Origin of the sequence: Phreatobacter stygius, from assembly GCF_005144885.1 — a bacterium.
In the GTDB taxonomy this organism is placed as follows: Bacteria; Pseudomonadota; Alphaproteobacteria; order Rhizobiales; family Phreatobacteraceae; genus Phreatobacter; species Phreatobacter stygius.
Genome location: NZ_CP039690.1, coordinates 4,537,366 through 4,562,367, shown reverse-complemented (window position 1 = coordinate 4,562,367; position 25,002 = coordinate 4,537,366). Strand labels below are relative to the sequence as shown.

The following is a 25,002-nucleotide window of genomic DNA, read 5'->3' as shown; positions in this document are numbered from 1 at the left end:
CAGGCTCGCTCATTCCGGGCAGCGGCGCAGGACTTCGCCGTCGAGATCGATGCGGTCGTCGTCGAGCCGCTTGATCGGCACGCTTCGGCCGACAGTGCCGATGATATAGTCGCCGTCGGCGACGCCAACTTCGGTGATCGCCTGCTCCTGCTCACCGGCGACCCGCAGCGATCGCGCGGTGATGTGGGTGACCCGGTCGCCGCCGGCCTTGCAGGCCGCCTCGTCGCCGAACGAGCCCTCGAAACCGAAGACGCGCATGCGAGCGCCGCCGGTCACCACCCCGAGCGCCGTCCAGGTGTCGAGCGCCCGTTCGATATCGGCCGGGCAGGATGCCGCCGGATCGGAGAACACGCCGCGCAGCAGGGTGGAGGCAAACCGCGTCATGCCGCGGTTGAAGCTGCAGGCGTGAACGGCGCGATTGGCAAGATCGATCGTCACCGACACCAGGGTTTCGTCGGGCTTGTAGCTGCCGGAGACGAAGATCAGCTCGCCGCGCCGCTCGACCGGCGTGGTCAGCGTCATCTTGAACGTCCAGCCGAGCGCCTCGGGCTCGAGCAGGGCAGCCAGCGCGTCGGCCACCGGGGTGAAATTGAAGAAGCGGAAGCCCCGGTCGATGCGCTCCCAGGGCTGCCGCCCGACCCACCAGGTCAGCGCATCGAAAGAGCCGGCGATGACCAGCCGCTCGAACTGGATCGGCTCGCCCGGTGTCAGTGACCAGCGGGCGTCGAGCAGGCTGGTGCGCGCCTGAGCGGTGACGATCAGCCGGCCGCTGTCGACCGCGAAAGTGGGATCGGCAGCACAACTGTCCTCCCGATCGGTGACCAGGAACCGCTCGCGCGTCAGCGTGACATAGACCCGAGTATAACCGCAGCCCGCGGCGTCCGCCGTGCCGCGCAGCACCACCACATCGGCACCGTTGACCTGAAACACCTTGGCGTCGCAGCAGTCGACGAAGGTCGCCAGCGCCGCGTCCACCCGCTGGCCGGCAATGCTGACGCGCCGGCCATCGGAGAAACCGGCCGGCGCTCCGGCCTGCCGGAACGTCGTGATCTCCATCGGGCCGAAGCGGGTCGCCACGGTCTGCTTATGCGCCGCCCTGGCCTTGCCGGCACGAATGCGCTTTTCCAGGTCGACATCGCGCACCAGCGCTCCGAAATGGCGAAAGGCCCGATCGGGCGGGTCGCGAAAGCCGGCCTGGCGGACATAGACCGCGATCGCCGCCGAGAGCGCCTCGGAGTTCTCGCCGTCGACCGGCCCTTGGAACAGGCCGAGCGTCTTCAGATCCTCCTGCAGCGCGCGAATTTCCGCTTCCTGGGCCGCGGTTCCGCAGATCAGGCCGAACAGCAGCATGACGCCGGCCAGTACACTGGCGAAGCGCACGGCAAGGCGGTCGAAATGCCGGCCGGTCGATGGGCTCACGATTGCCTCCCGCCGGAGAAACTGCCGGATTGACCCGTGCTGCAGCGCAGCCTAGGGCTCATGGGCATGGTTCGGCGGGCCCGCGCGCGATGACATCGATCAAACAAAAAGCAGCCCTCGCATCCATTGCGATCACCATTGCGCTGACCTTGGCGAAACTCGCGGTCGGCCTGGCGAGCGGCTCGATCGCCATTCTCGCCGAAGCGGCCCACGGTCTCGTCGACACCGCCGCGACCCTCCTCACTTTCTACGCCGTGAGGCTCGCCGACAAGCCCGCAGACGAAGAGCACCAATACGGCCACGGCAAGGTGGAATCGATCGCCGCCCTGGCCGAGACGGCATTTCTGTTCCTGGTTTCCGGCATCGTCGTGACCGAGGCCCTGCGCCGCCTGGCCGATGGTGGCGCCACCGTCGAGGTCACGCCGGTCATGGCGCTGCTGATGGCCGCGGTCATCGCCGTCGATTTCTGGCGCTCCCGGATCATGGGCCGGATCGCCAAGCAGACCCATAGCCATGCGCTCGAATCCGGCGCGCTGCATTTCACCGCCGACATGGGCAGTTCGGCGGTGGTGCTCGCCGGCCTCGTCTTCGTCTGGCTCGGCTACCCCAAGGCGGACGCCATCGCCGCCATCCTGGTCGCGGTGTTCATTTGTGCGATGAGCTGGCGGCTCGGCCGGCGGACCATCGATGCGCTGATGGACGCAGCCCCCAAGGGCGCCACGGAAGCGATCACCGCGGCGGTCGACGGCGTCCCCGGCGTGGTCGCCGTCGATCAGATCCGGTTGCGCCAGGTCGGCCCGGAAGTGCTCGCCGAGATCCTGGTCAGGGTCAGCCGCGCGCTGCCGCTTGAGCGCGTCGCCGAACTCAAGGCCAGGATCGCCGCGGCGGCGATATCGGCTCACCCCGGCACCCGGCCGACGGTGACCGCCAATCCGGTGGCGCTCGACGACGAGACCGTGCTGGAACAGGTCCACCTGATCGCGCGCACCGAAAATCTCGCGGTCCATCATGTCACGGTACAGCGTCTCGGCGGGCGGCTCTGCATCGGGCTGGACCTGGAGGTCGACGGCGTGATGACGCTCGGCGTTGCGCACGAGATCGCCAGCCGGCTCGAACAGGCGATCCGCGGCGAACTCGGCGAAGATGTCGAAGTCGAGACCCATATCGAGCCGCTGCAGGCCGAATTGCTGGCCGGCAGCGATTGTGAACCCGATCTCGTCACCGACATTGCCCGCTCGCTGGCGACACTCGCCGACGAGACCGGGCTGATCACCGACGTGCATAGCGTCCGGGCGCGCTCCACCGAAGCCGGGCTGGTGGTCATCTATCACTGCCGCGCCGATCCGGCCTTGCCGGTCGCCCGGGTGCACGAGGCGGTGGACCAGATCGAGCGCCGGTTCCGGCGCGCGCATCCCAAGGTGTTGCGGGTGGTCGGCCATACCGAGCCGCCAAGGACCTGGACCCCTTCCCTCGGGCCAGCCTGAGCCATAGGTTCGACCTCGACGTCGATTGCCTCTGGAGTGCCCATCATGCGCAGCGATCAAGCGAGACCGGTCAAGCTGTCCGACTACCACGTGCCGGATCACCGGGTCACGAACGTCGATCTGCTGGTGACGCTGCATCCGACCGCGACGCGCGTGGTGGCGAAGCTGACCGTCGAGCGCCACCCCAAGGGCCGGCCCGCTGCGCCGCTCGCCTTCGACGGCGACGAATTGAATCTCGTCGCGCTGACGCTCGACGGTGCCGTCCTCGCCGCCTCGGCTTATGAAGCGATGCCCGATCGGCTGGTGATCCATCTCCCGCCGGCCGGTCCCTTCACGCTGACCATCGAAACCATGGTCAATCCGGAAGCCAATACCCAGCTGATGGGTCTTTATCGCTCATCGGGCACATGGTGCACCCAATGCGAGGCGGAAGGCTTCCGCCGGATCACCTATTTCCCCGACCGGCCTGACGTGCTCGCCGTCTATACGACACGGATCGAGGCCGACAAGGCCGAGGCGCCCGTGCTGCTCGGCAACGGCAATCTTGTCGAGACGGGCGATCTCGGCAATGGCCGGCATTATGCCGTCTGGCACGACCCGCATCCGAAGCCGAGCTACCTGTTCGCCCTGGTCGGCGGCGACCTCGCCTCGACTTCCGACCGCTTCGTCACCCGTTCGGGGCGCGACGTCGCGCTCAGGATCTATTCCGAGCACGGCAAGGAAGGCCGGCTGGCCTATGCGATGGACGCGCTGAAGCGCTCGATGCGTTGGGACGAGGAGGTGTTCGGCTGCGAATATGACCTCGACATCTTCATGATCGTCGCGGTCAGCGACTTCAACATGGGGGCGATGGAGAACAAGGGCCTCAACATCTTCAACGACAAATATGTCATGGCCCTGCCGGACACCGCGACCGACCAGGACTATGCCCATATCGAAGCGGTCATCGCGCATGAATATTTCCACAACTGGACCGGCAACCGCATCACCTGCCGTGACTGGTTCCAGCTCTGTCTGAAGGAAGGCCTGACCGTCTTCCGCGACCAGGAATTCTCCTCCGACATGCGCTCGCGGGCGGTCAAGCGGATCGCCGATGTCCGGCTCCTGAAAGCCCAGCAATTCGCCGAGGATGCCGGTCCCCTCGCCCATCCGGTGCGGCCCGAACTCTATAACGAGATCAACAACTTCTACACCGCGACCGTCTATGAGAAGGGCGCCGAGGTCATTCGCGTCCTGAAGGTCCTGCTGGGCCCCGCCGAGTTCAAGACGGGCATGGACCTCTACCTCGCCCGCCATGACGGCGATGCCGCGACGATCGAGGATTTCATCGCCTGCTTCGCCGAGGCGAGCGGCCGCGATCTCGGCCAGTTCTTCCTGTGGTATCGCCAGTCCGGCACGCCCGAGGTGAGTGTCGAGGGCCATCACGACCCGAAGGCCGGCACGTTCAGCCTCGACATCCGCCAGACCTTGCACCCGACGCCCGGCCAGCCGACCAAGCAACCCATGGTGATCCCGCTGGCGCTCGGGCTGATCGGCCCCGATGGCGCCGAGCGGCCGCTGCTGACCGAGGACGGCCAGAGCGTGCCCGGCGTCGTCGCGCTCACCGCCAGCCGGCATCGCTTCGTGTTCACCGGGCACACGACCCGGCCGATCCTGTCGATCAATCGTGGCTTCTCGGCGCCGATCAGGCTGACCACCGACCTGACCGAAGCCGACCTGCAATTCCTCGCCCGCCACGACGGCGATGCCTATAATCGCTGGCAGTCGATCCAGACACTGGCGAGCCGGTTCCTGATCGCCTCGACGGCGGCGATCGCCAGGGGCGACGCGGCGCTCGTCTCGGTGCCGTTGATCGAGACGCTTGGCGCCGTGCTCAATGACGCCGGGCGCGACCCCGCCTTCACCGCCCAGGCGCTGAGCCTGCCGTCGGAGGCCGACATCGCGCGCGAGATCGGCAGCGAGGTCGACCCGGATGCGATCCAGGCCGCCCGCCTGGCGTTGCGCCGGACCATCAGCGACCAGCTCGGCGACGAGCTTGTGGCCACCCTTTCGGGCTTCGCCGCCAAGGGTCCGTTCGCACCGGATGCGGCCGCCGCCGGTCGCCGCGCCATCGCCAATGTCGCGCTCGACCTATGGGCCGCCAACGGCACCGAGAGCCGGCTCGCCGAAGTCGAGCGCCGTTTTGCCGGCGCCGACAACATGACCGACCGCTTCGCGGCTCTGGCGATCCTCGCCCAGCACGCCGGCACGCGGCGCGAGGCGGCGCTCGGCGCCTTCTACGAACGTTACGGCAGCGATCCCCTGATCATCGACAAATGGCTGGCCCTGCAGGCCGGCATAGCCGAACCGGCCACGCTCGACCGGATCAAGACCCTGCTGGCCAACCCGGCGATCAATTTCGGCAATCCGAACCGGCTGAGAGCCCTGGTCGGCAGCTTCGCCATGACCAACCAGACCCAGTTCAACCGGCCCGACGGGCTCGGGTATGGTTTCCTGGTCGACGTGGTTCTGGATGTCGACGCCAAGAACAGCCAGGTCGCGGCGAGGCTCCTGTCGGCCTTCCGCTCCTGGCGGGCGATGGAACCGGGCCGGCGCGGCCGCGCACAGGCAGCCCTCATCCGCGTCGCCAATGCGCCGAGCCTGTCTCCGGATGTGCGCGATATCGTCGAACGGTCGCTTGGTTAGACCGGGAGCCGTGAAGATCAAAAGCCGCGCTCCCGGCGGCTTTCATTCCTAACGCGTTAACTAAATATTTCCATTTCGGTGAATCCACGACTCTAGACAGTTGACCCCAAAATCGATTCTTATGTGCGTGATTCGGGGACGTCAGCGACACTTCTCCTGATGAAAATCAACTGATTGTCGACGGGGGAACCGGCGATGGCGCGCAATTCAGCGGCCAGCGCGGAAGCGCGGATTCATGCTCTCGGCGCGCGCGGCTTCGCGCAGCCGATCAGCGCCTCGCTTGAGACGTGGCTTGCCCCCTATGAACCGCTGCTCCGCCGTCTGGTCCCCGGTCTGATCGTCGCCTTCCTGGTGGTGATGGGAACCGGCGCGGTCCTGCAGATCTACAACAGCCGCATCGAGGCGCTCGGTTCCGCGGCCGAAGACCTGGCGATGATCGCGCAAGCCTTCGACGACGGCCTCAGCCATCGCGCCGCGATCGCCACCGGCGACCTGACGACGGCGGCGCAGACCGCAATGAATCTCGCCACCACGCGGGCTACCACCGGCGTCAACCGGACCCTTGTCGTCACCGACCTCGCCGGCACCATCATGGCCGCCATTCCGGCCCGCGCCCGCAGCGCGCTGGTCGGCCGTCCGATCACCGACCTGCTCGGCGGTGCGCTCGCCGGTGCCGAGACAGACCGCCAGCAACTGGCCATCCATGTGACGCTGCCCGACGGCGACACGGCATTGCTGGCCATGCGGACGCTGCAGCCGCCGTTGCTGCGCCTCTATGTCCTCCAGCCGACCGGCGATGCGCTGGCCAGTTGGATGCGCGCCTCGCTGCTGACCGGCACGTTGTTCACCACCACCGGCCTGCTGCTGTTGATCCTGGGCCTTGCCTTCCACATCCAGACGGTGCGCGCCGCAACCGCCGACATGATCAACCAGAACGCCCGCGCGACCATCGATGCGGCACTGGAAAGCGGCGGCTGCGGCCTGTGGGACTGGGAAATCGGCAGCCAGCAGATGTTCTGGTCGGCCTCGATGTTCGAAATCCTGGGATTGAAGCCGCGCGAAGGCCTGCTCACCATTGCCGAGCTGCAGCCGCTGCTGCATCCCGAGGACGGCTATCTCGCCAGCATCGGCTCGCTGGTCGACCTCGATCCGAGCACCGCCGTCGACTTCCAGTTCCGCATGCGCCACGCCGATGGCCGCTGGATCTGGCTGAGGGCGCGCGGCCGCGGCCTGAGCATCGCCGGCGTGCCGCACCGCCGCTTTGTCGGCATCATCGTCGACATCACCGAACAATTGGCGCTGGCCGAACGCAGCGCCGCGACCGACATCCGCATCCGCGAGGCGATCGAGACCATTTCGGAGGCCTTCGTGGTCTGCGACGACGACGAGCGCATCGTCGTCTGCAACTCGAAATTCCGCGAGCTCAACGGCCTCACCGAAGAGGGCGCCCGCGCCGGCACCTGCTACCACGAGGCGCTGGCCAAGGGCGGCGGCGCCAAGATCGTCGATGGCCGGGTGCTGGCGACACAAGCCCAGGACGGCTCGCGCGACCTGGAGGTGAAGCTTGCCGACGGCCGCTGGCTGCAGATCAGCGAGCGGCGCACCCATTGCGGCGGCTTCGTCTCCGTCGGCACCGACATCACCGCCCTGAAACACCATGAAACCGAGCTGACCGCCAGCGAGCAGCGGCTGCGGGCCAGCGTCGCCGACCTGCAGCGCAGCCAATATACCCTGGAGATCCAGACCCAGCAGCTCGCCGAGCTCGCCGAAAAATATGGCGAGCAGAAAACCCGTGCCGAAGAGGCCAATCGCGCCAAATCCGAATTCCTGGCCAATATGAGCCATGAGCTCCGAACCCCGCTCAACGCGATCATCGGCTTTTCGGAGATCCTCAAGGAGGGCCATTTCGGCCCGATCGGCGTGCCCAAATATGGCGAATATGCCCGCGACATCTACGACAGCGGCCATTTCCTGCTCTCGGTGATCGACGACATCCTCGACATGTCGAAGATCGAGGCCGGCCGGCTGAAGCTCGACCCGCGCGAGACCCATCTGGAGGAGACGCTCGACGAGACCATGCGGGTGCTCGCCAAGATGGCCTCGGACAAGCAGATCATCATCGAAGCCGAAATTCCCGAAGGCCTGGAACTGGTCGCCGACCGGCGGGCAATCAAACAGATCGCGCTCAACCTTCTGTCCAATGCGGTGAAGTTCACGCCGCCGGGCGGCATGGTGTCGGTGCGCGTCCGAAAGGCCCGCGGCGTGGTGGCGCTGGCCATCGAAGATACCGGCATCGGCATTCCGCGCCAGGCGATCCGCAATCTCGGGCGCCCGTTCGAACAGGTGCAGAGCCAGTTCTCCAAGAACCACAACGGCTCGGGCCTGGGCCTGGCGATCGCCAAGTCGCTCGCCGAAATGCATGGTGGATCGCTCAGGATCCGCTCGACCGAAGGCCGTGGCACCACGGTGGTGGTGCGCCTGCCGGTCGACGGTCCCAATGCCAAGACCGCAGCCTGAGCGACATCTTCCCGGCGGGCGCCGGATACCGCCCGGCGGCGCTGCCGTCGTCCCGGCTCAGATCGGGCCGACGACGCTGACGAAACTCTTGCGCACGGCCTTCTGCACTTCGCCCAGATGGGCGTTGAGCGTGACGAAATCGGGCAGTTCGCCGGCCCGCGCCAACAGCCGCTTGAGGCCCGGCGTGCCCGATGCCGGCTCGAACCGGTCGACCAGGCAGAGCCTGAGGATCTGGGTCAGCCGCTGATACAGCCGGCAAGCCGAACGCAGGACGTCGGCATCCTCGGCGGTCAGCAGACCGGCGGCCGCCGCCCGCTCCAGCACGCGCAACGTGTTGGTATCGAGAATATCGGGATGTTTGTGGGCATGGACGAGCTGCAGCGCCTGGGCGACGAATTCGATGTCGATCAGGCCGCCGCGGACATATTTCAGGTCCCAGCGGTCGCTGTCGCCCTTGTCCTCGGCAATCGCCCTGCGCATGTCGACGATGTCGCCGAGCGTCGCCTTGGTCACCCGCTCGGCGGTCAGGACCGCGTGGATCGCAGCCTCGACCTCGGCATCGAAGCCGGGTGTCGCCGAAATGACCCGGGCACGGGTCAGCGCCATGTGCTCCCAGGTCCAAGCTTCCTCCAGCTGGTAGGAGCGGAAGCCGTCGAGATGGGTGGCGACCGGACCGGACCGGCCCGACGGCCTGAGCCTGAGGTCGACGTCATAAAGCACGCCCTCGCTGGTCGGCACCGAGAGGGCGCTGATCAGCCGCTGCGTCAGCCGGGCAAAATAATGGCTGCCGACCAGCGGACGCTTGCCGTCGGAGGCGTTCTCGTCGGGGTCGTGGGCATAGAGCAGGATCAGGTCGAGATCGGAGCCGGCGGTCATTTCGCGGCCGCCGAGCTTGCCGAGTGCCACCACCGCTGTGCGCATGCCCGGGATCCGGCCGTGGGCTTCGACGATCTGCGCCTCGACCGCCTTATGCAGCGCGACGATCAGGCGTTCGGCAAGCCGGGCGAAAGCCTGGCCGGCAGCCTCCGCCGAAACCGTGCCGGCGAGCACCCTCACCCCGATCAGGAACAATTGCTCCTGACCGAAGATACGGACCCGGTCGAGCACCTCCTCGGCGTGCCGGGCGAGCCCGATCATATGGTCGAGGCTGCGCGCCAGTTCGGCGTCCGAGGGCAATTCGCCGAAGAAGGCCGGCTCGAGCAGCGCGTCGAGCACATGAGCCCGCCGGCCGAGGAGATCGGCAAGGCGCGGCGCCGAACCGAGGATCTGCGAAATGAGCTCCAAGAGATCGGGATGCGCACGCAGCAGGGCCAGGAGCTCGATCGGCTGCGAATGGCGGGTCAAAAGCTGGTCGAAGGCGCGCAGTCCCAGATCCGCATCGCCGGTGCGCGACAGGGCATCGAGCAGCGCCGGGGCCAGTTCGGCAACCCGCTCGCGCGCCTCCCGGGCCCTGAGGCCGCCCGACTGCACCTCCTGCCAGCCGCGCACCATGGCGATCGCCGCCATGGCGTCGTGAAAGCCGAGATCGGTCAGCGCCGAAAGGGTCGAGGCCCTCGGCGGATCGGCGGTCAGGTCGAGCGTGCCCTTGACCTCGGACATGGGCGGCAAGGTCTCGAACAGATGCGCATAGGCGGCTTCCACCGGCCGCAACTCGTCGATCAGCGCTTCGGCGAAGGCGGCGCGGTTCTTGAAGCCGAGGAACCGGGCGATGCGCTCGACGTCCTCGGTCGCCTCCGGCAGGCTGTGGGTCTGTTCGTCCGCGACCATCTGCAGGCGGTGCTCGACCTTGCGCAGGAACCGGTAGGCCAGCCCCAGCGCCTCGCGGGTTTCCGGCTGGACCCAGCCGGCGGCTACCAATTGCGCCAGCCCGTTCAGCGTGTCCTTGACCCGGAGCGCCTGGTTGCGCCCACCGGCGATCAATTGTTGGGTCTGCACGAAGAACTCGATCTCGCGGATACCGCCGCGGCCGAGCTTGATGTTGTGGCCTTCGACGGCCAGCGCGTCATGGCCGCGGAAAGCGTGGATCTGCCGTTTCATGGCGTGGACGTCGGCCACTGCCGTGTAGTCGAGATATTTGCGCCAGATGAACGGCTCGATCTCGCGCAGGAAAGCCTGGCCCGCGGCCAGGTCGCCGGCACAGGGCCTGGCCTTGATGAAAGCCGAACGTTCCCAGGTCTGGCCCAGCGTCTCGTAATAATGCAGCGCCGCCGGAACCGAAATCGCCACCGCGGTGGCGCCGGGGTCCGGCCTCAGCCGAAGATCGGTCCGGAAGACATAACCTTCGGCCGTACGCTCCTGCAGGATCTTGACCAGCCGCTGGGTCAGCCGGACATAGGCCTGCTGGGGCTCCTTGCCGGGCTTGAATGGCGCCTTGTCCGGATCGAAGAAGACGATCAGGTCGATATCGCTGGAATAATTGAGCTCATGGGCGCCGTGCTTGCCCATGGCCAGCACGATATAGCCGGAATCGCGCTCCGGATGCCTGGCATCGGCGGATCTGAGCGTTCCGGCCTCTGCCAGTTCGCGCATGAGATGGGCGACGGCCTCGGCGACCGCCGTATCGGCGGTGCGGGTCAAGGCGGCGGTGACACGTTCGAGCGGCCAGACGTCGCCGATATCGGCCAGCGCCACCAGCAGCGCGACATGGCGGCGGAACCGGCGCAGCGCGACACCGACCGCTTCGTCATTGGCCGCCTGCCGGCAAGCGGCGGTCGCCGTCGCCACCAGCGCCTCGAACTGCACCTGCGGGCCCGTCACCAGGCAGTCGCGCAGGAATTCCGGCTCGTGGGTGGCGATGGCGGTGAGGAAAGGCGAATGAGCGAGCAGGCCGGCGACCACGGCACGCGGTTTCGGCGCCTTCAGGATGACGCCGAGCTCACCGGCTACCGCTCGATCCTCGATCGCGCCGAGGAAGGCGCCGATGAGTTTCGCTCCGCCGACGCCCTTGGGCAGCACCGGCGCGGCCACGAACCGCTGGTGCAGGGGGTCTTCGTGGTCAGGGATTTCCATTCGCATTGATCGCATCGCCCAGCATTCGCGGCAGACGTAGCACGACCTTCAGGCCCGGTGCATTGTCGACGAGCGAAAGGTTACCGCCATGCAGCCTTGCAACGGCTGCGGCAAGCGACAGGCCGAGCCCCGACCCGGGGCGCGAACGGCTGGCCTCGAGCCGCACGAAACGCTCCAGCACGCGCTCGCGATCGGCCTGGGGAATGCCCGGCCCGCCATCCGCCACCGTCAGAACCGCATCGGCACCATCAACCGCGACGGCCAGTTCGATACGTCCGCCCTGGCCTTCGACCTGGCCATATTTCAAGGCATTGTCGACGAGATTGGCGACCACCTGGCCAAGCAGTTCGCGGCTGCCTTTGACCGAAACCTGCGCCGCGCTCACCACCAGCGCCATGCCGGCCTCCTCGGCCAGCGGCTCGTAGAGCTCGCCGACGCCCTGAACGATCTCGGCGAGGTCGACCGACGCCATGCCGTCCTGCTGGTTGCCGGCTTCCGCCCGCGCGATCATCAGCAGCGCGTTGAAGGTGCGGATCAGGCCATCCGATTCGTCGATGATACCGGCCAGCGCCTGGCGGTGCTGCTCGTCGCCCGAGGCGTTGCGCAGCGCCTCCTCGGCCCGGTTCTTCAGGCGTGTCAGCGGCGTCTTCAGGTCGTGGGCGATATTGTCGGACACCTCTTTCATGCCGGCCATCAGCGCCTCGATGCGGGCGATCATGGCGTTGACGCTCTCGGCCAGCCGGTCGAGTTCGTCGCGCGTGCCGGCGACCGGCAGGCGGCCGGTGAGGTCGCCGGCCATGATCCGGCGCGAGGTCTCGGTCATCGCATCGACACGCTTCAGCACGCGGCGGGTGACGAAATAGGCGCCGAGCAGGCCAAGGACCAGGGCAACCAGCAGGGACAGCCGGAAGCCGCTGCCGAAGATGTCGAGCACCCGGTCGCGCTCTTCGAGATCGCGGCCGACCAGCAGGCGGAAACCACCCGGCAGGCCATAGACCTGGGCGAGCGCGCGGTGCGGTCGCGCCGCCGCGGTCTCCTCGGCGCGCCGATAATCGGTTTCGATCCAGCCCTGGCGGGTCAGCGTTCCATCGGGCAGGTCGCCGATATTGCCGGCGACCACCTGGCCGGCAAAAGTCGTGACCATGTAGAGCGAGGCGCCGGGCCTGCGGCCGCGCTCGTCGATGACATTGACCAGCCGGCGGATGCCGCCAATGGCATATTGCTCGGCCAGGCCGCGCACCTCGGCTTCGACCGTCTCGGTGATCTGGTCGGTGAACAGGCGCTGGGTGGCAAAGCCGAGCCAGCCGATGAGAAAGCCGGCGAACAGCACGAACATCAGGAGATAGGCGGCGATGATCTTGAACGCCGTGGTGCGCAGCAGGGTGCGCAGGCCGAAGCCGCGCCGGCCGGCATGATCGTCGGGCACGCCGGCATCCACCTGGCGCGGCAGAGCCCCGGTCACGCGCGCACCGTATAGCCCGCGCCACGAATGGTCTGGATCAGCGCCTTGCTGAAACCCTTGTCGATCTTCGAGCGCAGCCGGGAGACATGCACGTCGATGACATTGGTCTGCGGGTCGAAGTGATAGTCCCAGACATGTTCGAGCAGCATGGTGCGGGTGACCACCTGGCCGGCATTCTTCATGAGATATTCGAGCAGGCGGAACTCGCGCGGCTGCAGCACGATTTCTTCACCCGCGCGGGTGACGCGATGCGACAGGCGGTCGAGCTCGAGGTCGCCAACCCGATAGACGGTTTCCGGCGTGCCGGTAGCGCGGCGGCGCGACAGGACCTCGACACGGGCGAGCAGTTCCGAGAAGGAATAGGGCTTGGGCAAATAGTCGTCGCCGCCGGCGCGCAGGCCTTTGACCCGGTCGTCGACCTGGCCGAGCGCGGAGAGGATCAGCACCGGCGTCTCGCGCCCCGAGCGGCGCAACTCGCCGATCAGCGTCAGTCCGTCCTTTTTCGGCAGCATGCGGTCGACGACCAGCACGTCATAAGGACCGCCTTCGGCGAGCGCCAGGCCGGTCTCACCGTCGGCGGCATGGTCCGCGACGTGGCCGGCTTCCTTGAACGCCTTGACCAGATAGGACGCCGCATCACGGTCGTCTTCGACAATCAGAATCCGCATGTCGGGCATGGTAGGGAGGTCTCGTGCCAATCGCCAGACGCTGAATGCGCCAGCGGGAAGGGCCAGAACGGGAACGAGGCGAACGGTGGGTGATCCGTCCGCCTCGCCCGAGACCGATCCGACGCAGCGGGGGGCGACTGGGGGGTTGCCACGCCGGATCGCTTATGTGTCGGCGTGGGTCCGAAAAAGGTTCGAACCCACGCGACTTTTTTTTCAGCCCGCGTTGAGCGGGATGGCGATGAAGCGCTGGCCGTCGCCGGAACGCAGCCGGATCAGCGCCGAACGGCGGCCCTGGGCGCGTGCTGCGGCCAGCGCCTCGTGCACGTCGCGGGTGGAGGCGACCGCCCGTCCCGCGACATCGATGATGATGTCGCCCTCACGGACGCCACGCTGGGCAGCCGGCCCCGATGGGTCGACCTCGGTGACCACGAGGCCTTCGCCGCTGCCGCCGAACTTGCCGCCGCGGCCGGCCGGCTGGAGCGACAGGCCGAGGCGCGGAACCTGCGGGCCGGCCGACTGATCGCCACGCGGCTCGTTCGGCTGATCGCCACCGCGCGCCGCCGCCTGACGCTCGTTCGGGATCTGACCAAGCGTCAGGTTGATGCTGCGCTCGGCGCCGTCACGCTGGACCGTCAGCTTGACGGTCGCGCCGGGATGGGCGGTGCCGATGCGGCGGCTGAGATCACGGGCATCCTTCACCGGCTGACCGTCGACCGCGGTGATCACGTCGGACGGCCTGAGCTCGGCGCGTGCCGCCGGGCTGCCGGCCTGGACGCCGGCGACCAGGGCGCCTTCCGGCCGGGCGAGCCTGAGGCTCTCGGCGATCTCTTCGGTGACCGGCTGGATCTGGACGCCGATCCAGCCGCGCGAGACCGTGCCGGTTTCGCGCAGGGCGGCGACCACGGTCTGGGTGGTCTCCGAGGGGATGGCAAACGCAATACCGACATTGCCGCCCGACGGGGAATAGATCGCCGTGTTGACGCCGATCACTTCTCCGGCGGCATTAAAGGTCGGGCCACCGGAATTGCCGCGGTTCACCGCTGCGTCGATCTGCAGGAAATCGTCATAGGGACCGGAGCCAATGTCACGACCACGGGCCGAGACGATGCCGGCGGTCACGGTGCCGCCGAGACCGAAGGGGTTGCCCACCGCCAGCACCCAGTCGCCGACCCGCGGCGCCTGGGCCGCGAAACGGACGAAGGGGAAGTTCGAGCCTTCGACCTTCAGCAGCGCCAGATCGGTGCGCGGATCGGTGCCGACCACCTTGGCCTTGACGGTGCGGCCGCCGTCGATGACCAGCTCGGCCTCGGTCGCGCCCTCGACCACATGGTTGTTGGTCACGACATAACCGTCGGCGGAAATGAAGAAGCCGGAGCCCTGGGCCATGGCGCGCGGACCGCGGCCCTGGCCGCCACGGCGCTCGCCCTGGCCGAAGCGCTGATCGCCCTGACCGAAGCGCTGATCGCCCTGGCCCTGCTCGCCGAAGCGGCGCATGAAGCGCTCCATCATGCCGCGCTCGTTGTCATCCAGGCCGGGCATGTCGCGAAACGACATCTGCTCGCTGGTGGCGGCGCGCGACACGCGCACCGAAACCACGGCAGGACGGACACGATCGACGACGTCGGCGAAGGACGGCAGGCCGGCGATCTGGGCCTGCGCCTGAGCATGGGCGGGAGCGATGAAATTGGACGGGGCAGACTGGAACTGCAGGACGCCGGCGCCGATGGCCAGGGCTGCAACGGTGCCGTAGAGCGCGGTACGCAGGCGGGGGGACATGGGATCTCTCCATCGAAACGGGGACACGGAAGCTCCGTGAGTGCCCCGGACAATGGTGCAGGCCAGATTACGGCGCTCTGGCCGGGAGATTACAGTTTGGTAAGGTGACGCCCAGCCCTTGCGCGACTGCCGTCCGAGCCCGGATTTCGCGCAAGCCCTAGTGCGCTCCGCCGAAGCAGTCTGACGCGATCTAGAATGCGCAGAGGTTGATTTTGCGGTGCGTTGGCAGGAATAGAGGCATCATCCGCCTCTGATAAAAGCGCATCCAGGCGAGCAATAAGTGCTACTGCAGTGTCAGAAATATCTGCGCAATCTCCAAAATTTATATATCTGCATTGTTCAGAACGCTTGCTTGCGCTATAATAAATCATAGTGATAATACACTCGGCTCTTATCAATTATTACTGTAAAACGCTTCGGAGAAAAAATTTTTGTTTGGGATTATTGTAGCACACTGTCATCACTTCGGCAGATGAACGAACTTCACGCATCAGGCGTTTTCTCGGCAACGGGCGGCAAATCGCCCTTGGCAGAGGCTATGTTCATGGTATGTTCTCATTCGCGACAGAGTGCTTCGGTAAGAGACTCATGCTAATTTGATATACGCGCTCACCTTAGAGGCATTCAAACGTGGGCCTGAGTGGGGATAGTTTCATGCTAATCTACCGCCGGACGAGCATCATGGAGTCGTCGGCGCAGACGTTGGTTAACACCGTGAACTGCGTCGGTGTGATGGGGAAAGGTATCGCCAAGGAATTCAAGGAGCGATACCCGGCGATGTTCGCTGCATACAAGCACCTTTGCGATCAGAAGAGCATTCGCCCGGGCGTGCTCTGGCTCTGGCGAGGCGCGGATCGTTGGGTGCTCAACTTTCCAACCAAAATCCATTGGAAGAACCCGTCCCAGCTCGATTGGATCGAGATGGGTCTTCGCAAGTTCGCGGATAATTATGAGTCACAGCTGATCCAAGAAATTTCATTCCCTCGGCTGGGATGCGGAAATGGAGGCTTGAATTGGGACGACGTGCGGCCAATCATGGAGCATTATCTCAGCCCACTCCCAATTCGTGTCTATATTCACGACTATAACGTGAATATTGGCGTTCCTGAACATCTAGAGGACGCCACGCGCGCACTCGCGAAAGAGTTCGATCAAGTTGACGTTTTTGAGGAGTTCGTCGCGGCAATACACCGCTTGATGGATCTGACCAAAGGTGAACTCGTTAACCTGCATTCTGGGCACCCGTTTGAGGCTTCGCTGGAAGGCGAAAACGAAATTGCTTTGGTTAAGGATGGGCATGTCAGCCGTTTCGAGGACGAAGACTTGTGGGGTATCTGGCTGGGCTTGCAGAAGGGGTTGGTTACAAGCGACCGAACGGGACGCTCTAGCCGAGAGGGGGTGTCCGACCTGCTTTCGATGATTAGCCTGCTTCCATGCGTGCGATCAGTGGAGGTTCAAAAGACGGACTCAGGGCCTGATTTGGCAATCGAGTGGCAACCGTTTCGGACCGATGCTCCGGCCCCCAAGCCGGTCACCAAACAGCTCGAGCTTCAATGGCGCTAAGTGCAGATGCGGTTGATGCGCATATCAAGGAATGGACGGAGCGGCTAAGCTCCAACACCCTCGCCTATCGTGCCAAATGGCCTCGGCATTTGTTCCATCATACTCGGCTGGAAAACGCCGTGCGTATTCTTCGTGGAGGGTCGCTGGGAGCCCGTAGCTGCCTGACAGTTGGATCATTTTTGGATGCGGCGCACACGGAAGTGATCCTTACTAATTCTCATGCGCATCGCTGGGTCCGACTTTACTTTCGTCCCCGCACGCCCACTCAGTATCACATCGAAGGAATACGCAAAGACGAAGAGTGCGCTGGCGGGGTAACCGCGCATGCGCCCATGCTTGTTATGTTTGTGTTTGACGCAAAGTCGGTGCTCTGCCGCAAAGGAACGCACGTTTCGAACATGAACATGCAGCGCTCCGAAGTGACATACGACGCTAGCGATGAACTCCTGCGCAGCGGCATTCCTTTCGCGAAGGTTTATCATGATAGCAGCCTCGGTGGAGATTACTCGATAATTCATCACCGATGCGCTGAAATATTGGCTGAGCACCCCCTTGAGTTAGACCATCTTTCTTGGATTTATTGTCGGTCTACAGCGGAGCGCGATACCCTCCTTTACAGCATGGGTAACTCTGCCGCAGCCAAATGGGTAGAAAGGGTTGTAGTTTCAGACGATCTGCGTGTATTTTTGAAAGAATTTCCGTTCACCGAAGAGGTTACCCTTCAGTCGGACGGTCTCCGTTTCCAATTTAATCCACGCCGTCGAGGCTCGGGGAACATAGCGGTCAAAATAAAAGTAACGGACGCGAAGGGAAATAAGACAATCGAGTACGAACATGGCAATGTACCCCCAATGCCCACCCCGCCATCAACGAAATATTTCATTAATCAGAAAATTAGGCCCGGCCTATATCGTGTAACGATGAATATTGATGGACATATCGCCTACGATAACATCATCCTAGTCGGCGACGATCTCTTCTGATTTGGCCGCAATACTGCAACAAAGTCGCATTGAAGGTATGCGGTGCGCCGCGCGTGCCCGGCCATTCCTGGCACGTCACCTTGATCCATGGCACGGTCGAAATCTCGCGTCACCAAAATTGCGTCACCGTGCGACTGGAGTGCACCCCTTCAATGAGACAGTCGAATTTAAGTGACAGTGGGCATGGGTTGGGGAGTTCAGTCGGATCGAGGGATGGAAAGGTCAGCTTCGAATTCGGTTGGGGGTTTGTAGGCAAGAGCGGAATGGAGCCTCTGGCGATTATAGGTTGTCTCCAGGAACGCGCCGATATTGCGCCTGGCTTCGTCGATTGAGGAATAGGTGTTTGCGTTGACCTCCTCCTTCTTCAGGGTCTTGAAGAAGCTTTCGGCTTTGGCGTTGTCGTAGGGATTGCCGGGCGCGCTCATGCTGAGACGGACAGCATGGTCATGGAGGCGCTTGGTGTAGTCGGCGCTGGCATATTGGGCGGATTCAAACGGTCGTCGCAACACCGATTGTGTTCACTCATGGCAGTAACGCGTCAAGCGCCTCTGCCGGCGTTTTCCAGCCCAGCGTCTTTCTCGGTCGGGCATTGAGGACCGCTGCCACGGCGGCAATCTCATCGGCGCTGTGGATGCTCAGGTCGGTGCCTTTCGGGAAGTACTGACGCAGCAGCCCATTGGTGTTCTCGTTGGTGCCGCGCTGCCATGGGCTTTGCGGATCGCAGAAGTAGACCTGGACACCCGCATCGATTTTGAGACGATCGTGCTGGGCCATTTCGGCTCCCTGATCCCACGTCAGCGAGCGACGCAGTTCTTCGGGCAAGGTGATGATGGTGCGCGCGATCGCATCGCGCACGGCCTCAGCTCCGTGTCCCGCGAGCGCTGGCCCGTTCTTCGTGCGAGGAGCTTCGCCGTGCCCCGCGAGGCGGGGCAGATGCAGCAGCATCGTGAAGCGCGTTGTGCGCTCGACCAGCGTGCCGATCGCCGAGCTGCCAAGACCGAGGATGAGGTCTCCCTCCCAGTGGCCAGGCACCGCTCGATCGGCTGCTTCGACGGGGCGTTGACTGATCATGATCTCGGGCGAGACAAAGCCCTTGCCTCGCCTGCGGACGCGCGCCCTTGGCACCCGCAACACGCGTCCTGTTCGCAAGCAGGCCGTCAGTTCGCGGCGCAGCACCCCCCGGCCCTGAACGAAGAGGGCCTGATAGATGGCTTCGTGGCTGATACGCATCGTCTTGTCGTCCGGGAAGTCGATCGGCAAGCGCCGGGCAATCTGCTCCGGACTCCAGGCCCTTGCCCATCGCCGATCCTTTCGCGGGCCATGCCGGCGGCCCTTCCACGGAACGGCAGGACCTGGAACGGAAACGCCGCTCGGAGCCACGACGACGCCGGCAAGTCTCTCCTCCACATAGGTGCGCAAGGTTGTGTTGAGCGCAAGCTTGGTCGGTTTGGGCCGACGGGCCGATCGATCCGCATGCCACTGGGCAGTCGTCGCCCGATACTCCAACCCGCCGCTGCGCGTGGCTGCGTTGCGCCGCAGTTCACGGGAGATTGTCGAGGCGGCTCGCCTCAGGCGGCGCCCGATCTCCTGCATGGAATGGCCCTGCACCCTAAGAAGTGCGACCTCTTCACGCTCCACCAATGACAGGTAACGACCAGGCGGCTTTGCCGAGGATCTGAACATTGCTGGTGGCATACCGCCCGCCTTTCGGAACCATCTGGTTCCTACAGGCTGCGACACTCCGGCTTCGAGAGCAGCATCTTCGCTGCTCAGCCCCGCGGCGATCGCCCGCCAGAATCGAATCTGTTCATCGCGCCCCGCCAAAGGCGGCCGTCCTGGTGAAGGTAATGGCGCTCGTCCAGACCGTGCCGATCGCCGCTTTCGGATGCTCATCGCAACCTCCAACTTCAGAGTGTTGCGACGACCGTTTGAATCCGCCTTGGACGCCTCTGTCGGAATGATGGATCAGGCTGTCGGGCGGCGGCTTGCGGTGGCGAAGGGCCATGTCGAGGGCTGCGAGAGCCAACTCGGCGCGCAAGTGCTCATCCAGCGCCCAGCCGACGACGCGGCGGGAGAAGGCGTCGAGGATGACGGCCAGATAGACGAAGGCTTCGGCCAGGCGGACATAGGTGATATCCGCCACCCAGATCTGATCGAGCCCCGTGGGGATGAGCGATCGGATCAGGTTAGGCGCGATGCGAAAGCCATGATGGCTGTCGGTGGTTCTGGGCACGAAGGCCTTGGTGCGCAGGGCGAGCAGATTGTCCTCGCGCATGAGGCGCAGCACCCGCTTGGCGTTCACCTCGATGCCCTGGCGCTTGAGCGTCGCGGTCATGGGACGGTAGCCATAGTGCTTGTGCGCGAGGGCGATGCGATGGATGGCGTCGCGCAGATCGGCGTCGGCTCTGGCCGGGGCTTTGCGCTCGAGGAAGCGATAATAGCCGGCGCGAGACACACGGCCGAGACGGCAGAGCTGGTCGATGACGGCGGCGCCTTGCAGGGTGCTGCTCCCGGTCATGGCTTGGATGACCGCGTAGAGCCGGGCACGGACGGTTCGGGCGTCTTGTCCGCGTCCAAGGCCTGCAAGGCACGTTGAAAAAAATCGAGGCCCGCCTGCTGCCGGCCAATGATGCGTTCGAGTTCGCCGATGCGGGCCTGTGCGTTGGCCAGGGCCTGCGCCTGATCGGGCGGAGACGGTTTGGCGGGCGCAGCCAGAGCGGCCGCCAGGCGCCGCGCGCGCAGACCAGGCTTGGGGCCGCGCTTGTGGCAGAGCCCGCTGGCCCCTTCCGCCCGCCACAACGCCCGCCAGCCATAGAGCACCTTGCGGCTGATGCCGAGGCCGCGAGCAACCGCCGCAAGCGTCTCGCCGGCTTCAAGCCGAGACATCGCCGCCTGCTTGAACGAAGGCGGGAAACTGCGTGTGGGAGTCCTGGGCTTGTCGGGCATTCAGCCTCCGATCGCCCATGTCACCCTAATTCATTTGTCTCACAAATGGGGTGCAGTCCACGACATCATGAAGTCTTCAATTGCATCAGCCTGCCCTGGCGTCAGAGCATCCCATTTGAGACGCCAGACGCTGCGAATGTGGTTGATGCCGTCTGGCCTCTCTTGGCTGTTATGGTCGCCAAAAGGAGCCGAAAGGATCTTTAGTTCCGGAGTGTTCCCGGTGCCAGGCGATGGACCGGGATTGGGTGCGCAGCATGCGAGGCTCATTGGCCCTATCTCCGGTAGGCGTCAAAAAAGCCGCCGGACCGGATGGCTCTACGCATTTCGTCCGCTACAGCGCCCCGCAGAGCACCCTCCATCTCGCGGGTCGTTAGCTGCGCTAGGATTTCAGGACAGCGTCGAGCTTGGCCTTTTCCTCATCCGTCAGGGGCTGAACGGCGGCCGGCAGCGTGCGTCGGCGCCGGCGCAGGGTGATCAGGATATAGGCGCCGCCAGCCACCAGGAAGGCGGCCGGAGCCGCCCACAGCGCCAGCGTGTAACGGCTGAGCCGGGGCGTCAGCAGGACGAACTCGCCGTAACGGTCGACCAGGAAATCCAGCACCTGCCTGTCGCTGTCGCCAGCCTTCAGGCGCTCGCGCACCAGCAGCCTGAGGTCGCGTGCAAGCGTAGCATCGGAATCGTCGATCGACTGGTTCTGGCAGACCATGCAGCGCAGTTCCTGGCTGAGCGTGCGGGCACGCGCCTCGAGCCGGGGATCGGCCAGCACTTCGTCCGGCAGCGCCGCACAGGCGGGCCCCGCCAGCGCCAGCATCAAGGCGACGGCCAAGGTGCCTTTCCGCATGGACGCGGCCATCACTCCGCCGCCTCGATCGCCACGGCACGCCGCGCCGCCGGCTTCGGCGCTCCGACGCGCAGACGCCGGTCCGACAGCGACAGCATGCCGCCGAACACCATGAACAGCGTGCCGATCCAGATCAGCAGGACCATCGGCTTGTAGAACAGCCGGAGTGCGATCGAACCGTCCTCGGCGGGATCGCCGGGCGAGACATAGAGCTGCGACACGCCGCGGGTCTTCAAGGCCGCTTCCGTTGTCGGCATGTTGCGGGCGGTGAACACCCGTTTGGCCGGGTTCAGCACGCCGGCCGGAACTCCGCCCTCGCCAACCTGCAGACGCGCGACGACGTCACGGTAATTCGGCCCTTCTTCAGGAAACAGGCCTTCGAAAGTCAGGTCGTAGCCGGCGATCGAGACGGTCTGGCCGGGCCTGACCTGGACGATCAGTTCCTGCCGGTAGGCGGTCTCGCCGACGATGCCGATGAGCATGACGCCGACACCGGCATGGGCGAAGGCCGTGCCCCAGGCCGAGCGCGGCAACCCCTTGGCCCGCGACCAGACGGTTGCCGCCGGGGCGCGGAACAGCTGGATCCGCTCGGCGACCTCGATCAGCGACCCCGCGATGATGTAGCAGGCAAGGCCAATGACGACCGGCGCCAGGACCGGTCCACCCGAGGTCGTGGCATAGGCGGCCAGCATGGCGGCGACGCCAAGCCCGAGAGCCCAGGTCAAGCGCTGGGCGACGCCATAGAGATCACCACGCTTCCAGGCCAGGAACGGGCCGAACACCATGACCACCAGCAGCGGCACCATCAGCGGGCCGAAGGTCCAGTTGAAGAACGGCGGACCGACCGAAATCTTGGCGCCGGTGAGCGCCTCCAGCGCCAGCGGATAGAGCGTGCCGACAAAGACCGCGGCGCAGGCGGCGGTGAGGAACAGGTTGTTCAGCACCAGCGCGCCCTCGCGCGACACCGGCGCGAAGATGCCGCCCTGTTTCAGCATGGGCGCCCGCCAGGCATAAAGCGCCAGCGAGCCGCCAATGAACACGACCAGGATGGCGAGAATGAACACCCCGCGCTCGGGGTCGACGGCAAAGGCGTGAACCGAGGTCAGCACGCCCGAGCGCACCAGGAAGGTGCCGAGCAGCGACAGCGAGAAGGTCAGGATGGCAAGCAGCACGGTCCAGACCTTCAAGGCCTCGCGCTTTTCCATGACGATCGCCGAATGCAGCAGCGCCGTGCCGGCGAGCCAAGGCATCAGCGAGGCATTCTCGACCGGATCCCAGAACCACCAGCCACCCCAGCCGAGCTCGTAATAGGCCCAGAACGAGCCCATCGAGATACCGGCGGTCAGGAACATCCAGGCGGTCAGCGCCCAGGGCCTGACCCAGCGCGCCCAGGCGGCGTCGATCTTGCCGTCGATGAGTGCTGCCACGGCAAAGGCAAACGACATGGAGAAGCCGACATAACCGACATAGAGCAGCGGCGGATGGATCGCCAGTCCCGGGTCCTGCAGCAGCGGATTGAGATCGCGGCCTTCGAAGGGCGCCGGCGAGAGCCTGGTGAACGGGTTGGAGGTCTTCAGGATGAACAGCAGGAAAGCCACGGTGATCCAGCTCTGCACCGCCAGCACATTGGCCTTCAGGCTGAGCGGCAGGTTGCGGCCAAAGGCCGCCACCAAGGCCGAAAACAGCGCCAGGATCAGCACCCAGAGCAGCATCGAGCCCTCGTGGTTCCCCCAGACACCGGAGATCCGATAGATCAGCGGCTTGGCCGAATGGCTGTTGAGGAAAACGTTCTCGACCGAAAAATCCGAGACCAGATAGGCCTGTGTCAGGACCGCGAAGGCGAGTGCGACAAAAGCGAACTGGCCGAGCGCCACCGGCCCGGCGGTGCCCATCAGCACGGCGTCGGCCTGCTTCGCCCCCCAGATCGGCACGACCGATTGGATCAGTGCCAGGGCGAGCGCGAGAACCAGGGCATAATGACCGATTTCCGGAGACATGGTCACCTCGTGCCGGTTTCACGCGCCGCGTTGCGGCCAGGTACCGGATCGCCGGGCCGCCAAAGCCCCTGCTGGCGCAGGCTGTCGGCGACCTCCTTCGGCATGTAGTTTTCATCGTGGCGGGCCAGCACGCTGTCGGCGCGGAACTGCCGGTCGGGCGCGACCAGGCCCTCGACGACCACGCCCTGACCCTCGCGGAACAGGTCGGGCAGCACGCCGGTATAGGCGACGGGCACCGAATTCCGACCGTCGGTGACGCTGAAGCGCACCTGCATGTGCTCGCCGCGCTGCACCGAACCGGTCTCGACCAGGCCGCCGAGCCGGATGCGCTGGCCCGGCTGGATCGCCCGCTCGACCACGTCGGTCGGCGAATTGAACAGGGTGATCGACCCGGACAGCGCGTAGAGCACCAGGCTGGCGGCGATGCCCAGCACGCCGAGCGCGAGGCCGATCAGGGTCAGACGGCGCTGCTTGCGGGTCATGTCGATCAGCCTCCGAGGCCCAGTTCGCGGACCAGCGCATCGAGGCGCGTGAGTTTCTCGGCCTCGGCCAGGAAATGGCGGCGGGCGTCGGACGCCGCCTGGCGCGCCTTGGGCGTGTCGCCCAGCACGGCATAGGAGCGGACGAGCCTGAGCCAGCCATCGAAATCGCTGCCGTCGGCGGCGAGCCGCGCGGCCAGCCCGTCGACCATGCCGCGGATATCCGAGGCGGTCGGGGTGGCTGGCGCCGGTGGCGGCGTGCCGCCAAGCCGGACGATCTCGCCCTGGATCGTGCCGAGCCAGGGCGCGCCGGGCGGCGCCGCTTCGGCGAGCCGGGTCCAGACCGCGCGCGCGTCGTCGGGCTTGCCGTCCTGCTCGGCGGCGAGCCCGGCGAAATAGCTGGCCTTCGGATGGTTCGGTTCGAGCGCCATGGCGCGCTGAAAGCCGGCCTTGGCCTCGGCCGTCACCTGCCCCTGTGCCGCGAGCACCCGGGCCTCGGCGAGGTCGGCCTCGCGATCGGCGGTCGCGCCCAGAAGGCGCAGCGCATTGGCCCGCGCCTTGATCGCATCGGCGCCGCGCCCGAGCCGGACATAGATGGGCGCGAGGATCTCCCAGCCGCGGCCATCCTCGGGATTGGCGGCCAGATGCGCCTCGACGCGGCCGATCAGCGTCGCGAGGTCGCGCTCGGCCGGGGTCTGCCGATCTCGCCCGGCGAGCGGCTGGCCCGGATAATCCGGCTGGCCGCGCGAGCCATAGATACCGGCGGCGACCAGCGGCACGACGACGATCGCGGCAATCGCCGTGATCCGCCGGCGCCTGAGCGAGGAATCCGGCGCCGGACGAGCCTGGTCGGCGGCGGCGATCAGCCGGCGCGACACTTCGATGCGGGCGGCTTCGGCCTCGAGCTCGCCGATCAAGCCCGCCTGGCGATCACGGCCGATCTCGGCCAATTGATCCTTGTAGACGGCCAGATCCGAGCCGGAAGCCCGGGTCGCTGCCTCGCGCGAGCGCGCGAGCGGCACCAGCACCGCGAAAATCGCGGCGGCCGTCATGATCGCAAAAATCAACCAGACCGTCATGGACCCATCCATGCCGCAGACTTAAAGGCTGGCCGCGCCTTCCGCCACCGGACGATGCGTCGCGGGCCGGCCTGGGCAATAGACCAGCCGGGCA

The 25,002-nt window shown here is 65.6% G+C and carries 18 protein-coding genes; 5 read left to right on the top strand and 13 right to left on the bottom strand.

Annotated features, from left to right (window positions below; translation table 11 throughout):
- Positions 1–9 precede the first annotated feature (9 nt).
- The gene (locus E8M01_RS21435) at positions 10–1,419 is read right to left on the bottom strand and encodes a peptidoglycan-binding domain-containing protein (RefSeq protein WP_136962006.1); all 1,410 of its coding nucleotides are present in this window, start codon (positions 1,417–1,419) and stop codon (positions 10–12) included.
- Positions 1,420–1,508: 89 nt separating this feature from the next.
- Here E8M01_RS21435 and E8M01_RS21430 point away from each other — a divergent pair, with 89 nt between their 5' ends.
- The 3 genes from E8M01_RS21430 (at position 1,509) to E8M01_RS21420 (ending at position 8,105) form a co-directional block, all read left to right on the top strand.
- Positions 1,509–2,903: a cation diffusion facilitator family transporter gene (locus E8M01_RS21430; RefSeq protein WP_136962005.1), complete on the top strand. Its 1,395-nt coding sequence runs from the start codon at positions 1,509–1,511 to the stop codon at positions 2,901–2,903.
- 45 nt (positions 2,904–2,948) lie between these two features.
- Entirely contained in the window at positions 2,949–5,588 is a 2,640-nt protein-coding gene (gene pepN / locus E8M01_RS21425; protein ID WP_136962004.1) for an aminopeptidase N, read from the top strand.
- A 195-nt stretch (positions 5,589–5,783) separates the two neighbouring features.
- Positions 5,784–8,105: a PAS domain-containing sensor histidine kinase gene (locus E8M01_RS21420; RefSeq protein ID WP_136962003.1), complete on the top strand. Its 2,322-nt coding sequence runs from the start codon at positions 5,784–5,786 to the stop codon at positions 8,103–8,105.
- Positions 8,106–8,162: 57 nt separating this feature from the next.
- On the opposite strand, the gene E8M01_RS21415 is transcribed toward E8M01_RS21420, so the two are convergent.
- The 4 genes from E8M01_RS21415 to E8M01_RS21400 all read right to left on the bottom strand — a co-directional run bounded on the left by E8M01_RS21415 (position 8,163) and on the right by E8M01_RS21400 (position 15,020).
- Positions 8,163–11,114, bottom strand: coding sequence for a bifunctional [glutamine synthetase] adenylyltransferase/[glutamine synthetase]-adenylyl-L-tyrosine phosphorylase (locus E8M01_RS21415; RefSeq protein ID WP_170182008.1), 2,952 nt, complete (start codon positions 11,112–11,114; stop codon positions 8,163–8,165).
- On the bottom strand, positions 11,101–12,504 hold the full coding sequence (locus E8M01_RS21410) for a sensor histidine kinase (protein WP_246088840.1): 1,404 nt from the start codon (positions 12,502–12,504) through the stop codon (positions 11,101–11,103). The genes E8M01_RS21415 and E8M01_RS21410 overlap by 14 nt, the downstream gene beginning before the upstream one ends.
- A 68-nt stretch (positions 12,505–12,572) precedes the next feature.
- Positions 12,573–13,244, bottom strand: coding sequence for a response regulator transcription factor (locus E8M01_RS21405; protein WP_136962001.1), 672 nt, complete (start codon positions 13,242–13,244; stop codon positions 12,573–12,575).
- Between the two features lie 213 nt (positions 13,245–13,457).
- A complete protein-coding gene (locus E8M01_RS21400) occupies positions 13,458–15,020 on the bottom strand; it encodes a Do family serine endopeptidase (protein ID WP_136962000.1) in 1,563 nt (520 codons plus the stop codon).
- A gap of 654 nt (positions 15,021–15,674) precedes the next feature.
- Here E8M01_RS21400 and E8M01_RS21395 point away from each other — a divergent pair.
- Both E8M01_RS21395 and E8M01_RS21390 read left to right on the top strand, forming a co-directional pair.
- Positions 15,675–16,583: a macro domain-containing protein gene (locus E8M01_RS21395; protein WP_136961999.1), complete on the top strand. Its 909-nt coding sequence runs from the start codon at positions 15,675–15,677 to the stop codon at positions 16,581–16,583.
- Complete coding sequence (locus E8M01_RS21390; RefSeq protein WP_136961998.1) at positions 16,574–17,566, top strand: DarT ssDNA thymidine ADP-ribosyltransferase family protein; 993 nt, start codon at positions 16,574–16,576, stop codon at positions 17,564–17,566. The genes E8M01_RS21395 and E8M01_RS21390 overlap by 10 nt, the downstream gene beginning before the upstream one ends.
- 197 nt (positions 17,567–17,763) lie before the next feature.
- Here E8M01_RS21390 and E8M01_RS21385 read toward each other — a convergent pair whose 3' ends face one another.
- The 8 genes from E8M01_RS21385 to ccmI form a co-directional block, all read right to left on the bottom strand.
- Positions 17,764–18,075 (bottom strand): integrase core domain-containing protein, encoded by a 312-nt coding sequence (locus E8M01_RS21385; RefSeq protein ID WP_136961997.1) that lies wholly within the window; start codon positions 18,073–18,075, stop codon positions 17,764–17,766.
- A gap of 13 nt (positions 18,076–18,088) precedes the next feature.
- On the bottom strand, positions 18,089–19,459 hold the full coding sequence (locus tag E8M01_RS21380; protein ID WP_211596664.1) for an IS30 family transposase: 1,371 nt from the start codon (positions 19,457–19,459) through the stop codon (positions 18,089–18,091).
- Positions 19,374–20,084, bottom strand: a complete 711-nt coding sequence (locus tag E8M01_RS21375) for an IS3 family transposase (protein ID WP_136961996.1) — start codon at positions 20,082–20,084, stop codon at positions 19,374–19,376. The genes E8M01_RS21380 and E8M01_RS21375 overlap by 86 nt, the downstream gene beginning before the upstream one ends.
- The gene (locus E8M01_RS21370; protein WP_136958698.1) at positions 20,081–20,512 is read right to left on the bottom strand and encodes a transposase; all 432 of its coding nucleotides are present in this window, start codon (positions 20,510–20,512) and stop codon (positions 20,081–20,083) included. The genes E8M01_RS21375 and E8M01_RS21370 overlap by 4 nt, the downstream gene beginning before the upstream one ends.
- Before the next feature lie 379 nt (positions 20,513–20,891).
- Positions 20,892–21,365, bottom strand: a complete 474-nt coding sequence (locus E8M01_RS21360) for a cytochrome c-type biogenesis protein (protein WP_425467675.1) — start codon at positions 21,363–21,365, stop codon at positions 20,892–20,894.
- A complete protein-coding gene (locus tag E8M01_RS21355; protein ID WP_136961994.1) occupies positions 21,365–23,350 on the bottom strand; it encodes a heme lyase CcmF/NrfE family subunit in 1,986 nt (661 codons plus the stop codon). The genes E8M01_RS21360 and E8M01_RS21355 overlap by 1 nt, the downstream gene beginning before the upstream one ends.
- Before the next feature lie 2 nt (positions 23,351–23,352).
- Positions 23,353–23,832: a cytochrome c maturation protein CcmE gene (ccmE, locus tag E8M01_RS21350; RefSeq protein ID WP_136961993.1), complete on the bottom strand. Its 480-nt coding sequence runs from the start codon at positions 23,830–23,832 to the stop codon at positions 23,353–23,355.
- A gap of 5 nt (positions 23,833–23,837) precedes the next feature.
- Positions 23,838–24,908 (bottom strand): c-type cytochrome biogenesis protein CcmI, encoded by a 1,071-nt coding sequence (gene ccmI / locus E8M01_RS21345; protein ID WP_136961992.1) that lies wholly within the window; start codon positions 24,906–24,908, stop codon positions 23,838–23,840.
- Between the last annotated feature and the right edge of the window lie 94 nt (positions 24,909–25,002).

What these genes read in the sequence shown, in the direction of transcription:
- E8M01_RS21430 (WP_136962005.1), top strand. Translation starts at nt 1,509, where the DNA reads ATGACATCGATCAAACAAAAAGCAGCCCTCGCATCCATTGCGATCACC.
- pepN (WP_136962004.1), top strand. Translation starts at nt 2,949, where the DNA reads ATGCGCAGCGATCAAGCGAGACCGGTCAAGCTGTCCGACTACCACGTG.
- E8M01_RS21420 (WP_136962003.1), top strand. Translation starts at nt 5,784, where the DNA reads ATGGCGCGCAATTCAGCGGCCAGCGCGGAAGCGCGGATTCATGCTCTC.
- E8M01_RS21415 (WP_170182008.1), bottom strand. Translation starts at nt 11,114, where the DNA reads ATGGAAATCCCTGACCACGAAGACCCCCTGCACCAGCGGTTCGTGGCC.
- E8M01_RS21405 (WP_136962001.1), bottom strand. Translation starts at nt 13,244, where the DNA reads ATGCGGATTCTGATTGTCGAAGACGACCGTGATGCGGCGTCCTATCTG.
- E8M01_RS21400 (WP_136962000.1), bottom strand. Translation starts at nt 15,020, where the DNA reads ATGTCCCCCCGCCTGCGTACCGCGCTCTACGGCACCGTTGCAGCCCTG.
- E8M01_RS21395 (WP_136961999.1), top strand. Translation starts at nt 15,675, where the DNA reads ATGCTAATCTACCGCCGGACGAGCATCATGGAGTCGTCGGCGCAGACG.
- E8M01_RS21390 (WP_136961998.1), top strand. Translation starts at nt 16,574, where the DNA reads ATGGCGCTAAGTGCAGATGCGGTTGATGCGCATATCAAGGAATGGACG.
- E8M01_RS21380 (WP_211596664.1), bottom strand. Translation starts at nt 19,459, where the DNA reads ATGAGCATCCGAAAGCGGCGATCGGCACGGTCTGGACGAGCGCCATTA.
- E8M01_RS21375 (WP_136961996.1), bottom strand. Translation starts at nt 20,084, where the DNA reads ATGACCGGGAGCAGCACCCTGCAAGGCGCCGCCGTCATCGACCAGCTC.
- E8M01_RS21370 (WP_136958698.1), bottom strand. Translation starts at nt 20,512, where the DNA reads ATGCCCGACAAGCCCAGGACTCCCACACGCAGTTTCCCGCCTTCGTTC.
- E8M01_RS21360 (WP_425467675.1), bottom strand. Translation starts at nt 21,365, where the DNA reads ATGGCCGCGTCCATGCGGAAAGGCACCTTGGCCGTCGCCTTGATGCTG.
- E8M01_RS21355 (WP_136961994.1), bottom strand. Translation starts at nt 23,350, where the DNA reads ATGTCTCCGGAAATCGGTCATTATGCCCTGGTTCTCGCGCTCGCCCTG.
- ccmE (WP_136961993.1), bottom strand. Translation starts at nt 23,832, where the DNA reads ATGACCCGCAAGCAGCGCCGTCTGACCCTGATCGGCCTCGCGCTCGGC.
- ccmI (WP_136961992.1), bottom strand. Translation starts at nt 24,908, where the DNA reads ATGACGGTCTGGTTGATTTTTGCGATCATGACGGCCGCCGCGATTTTC.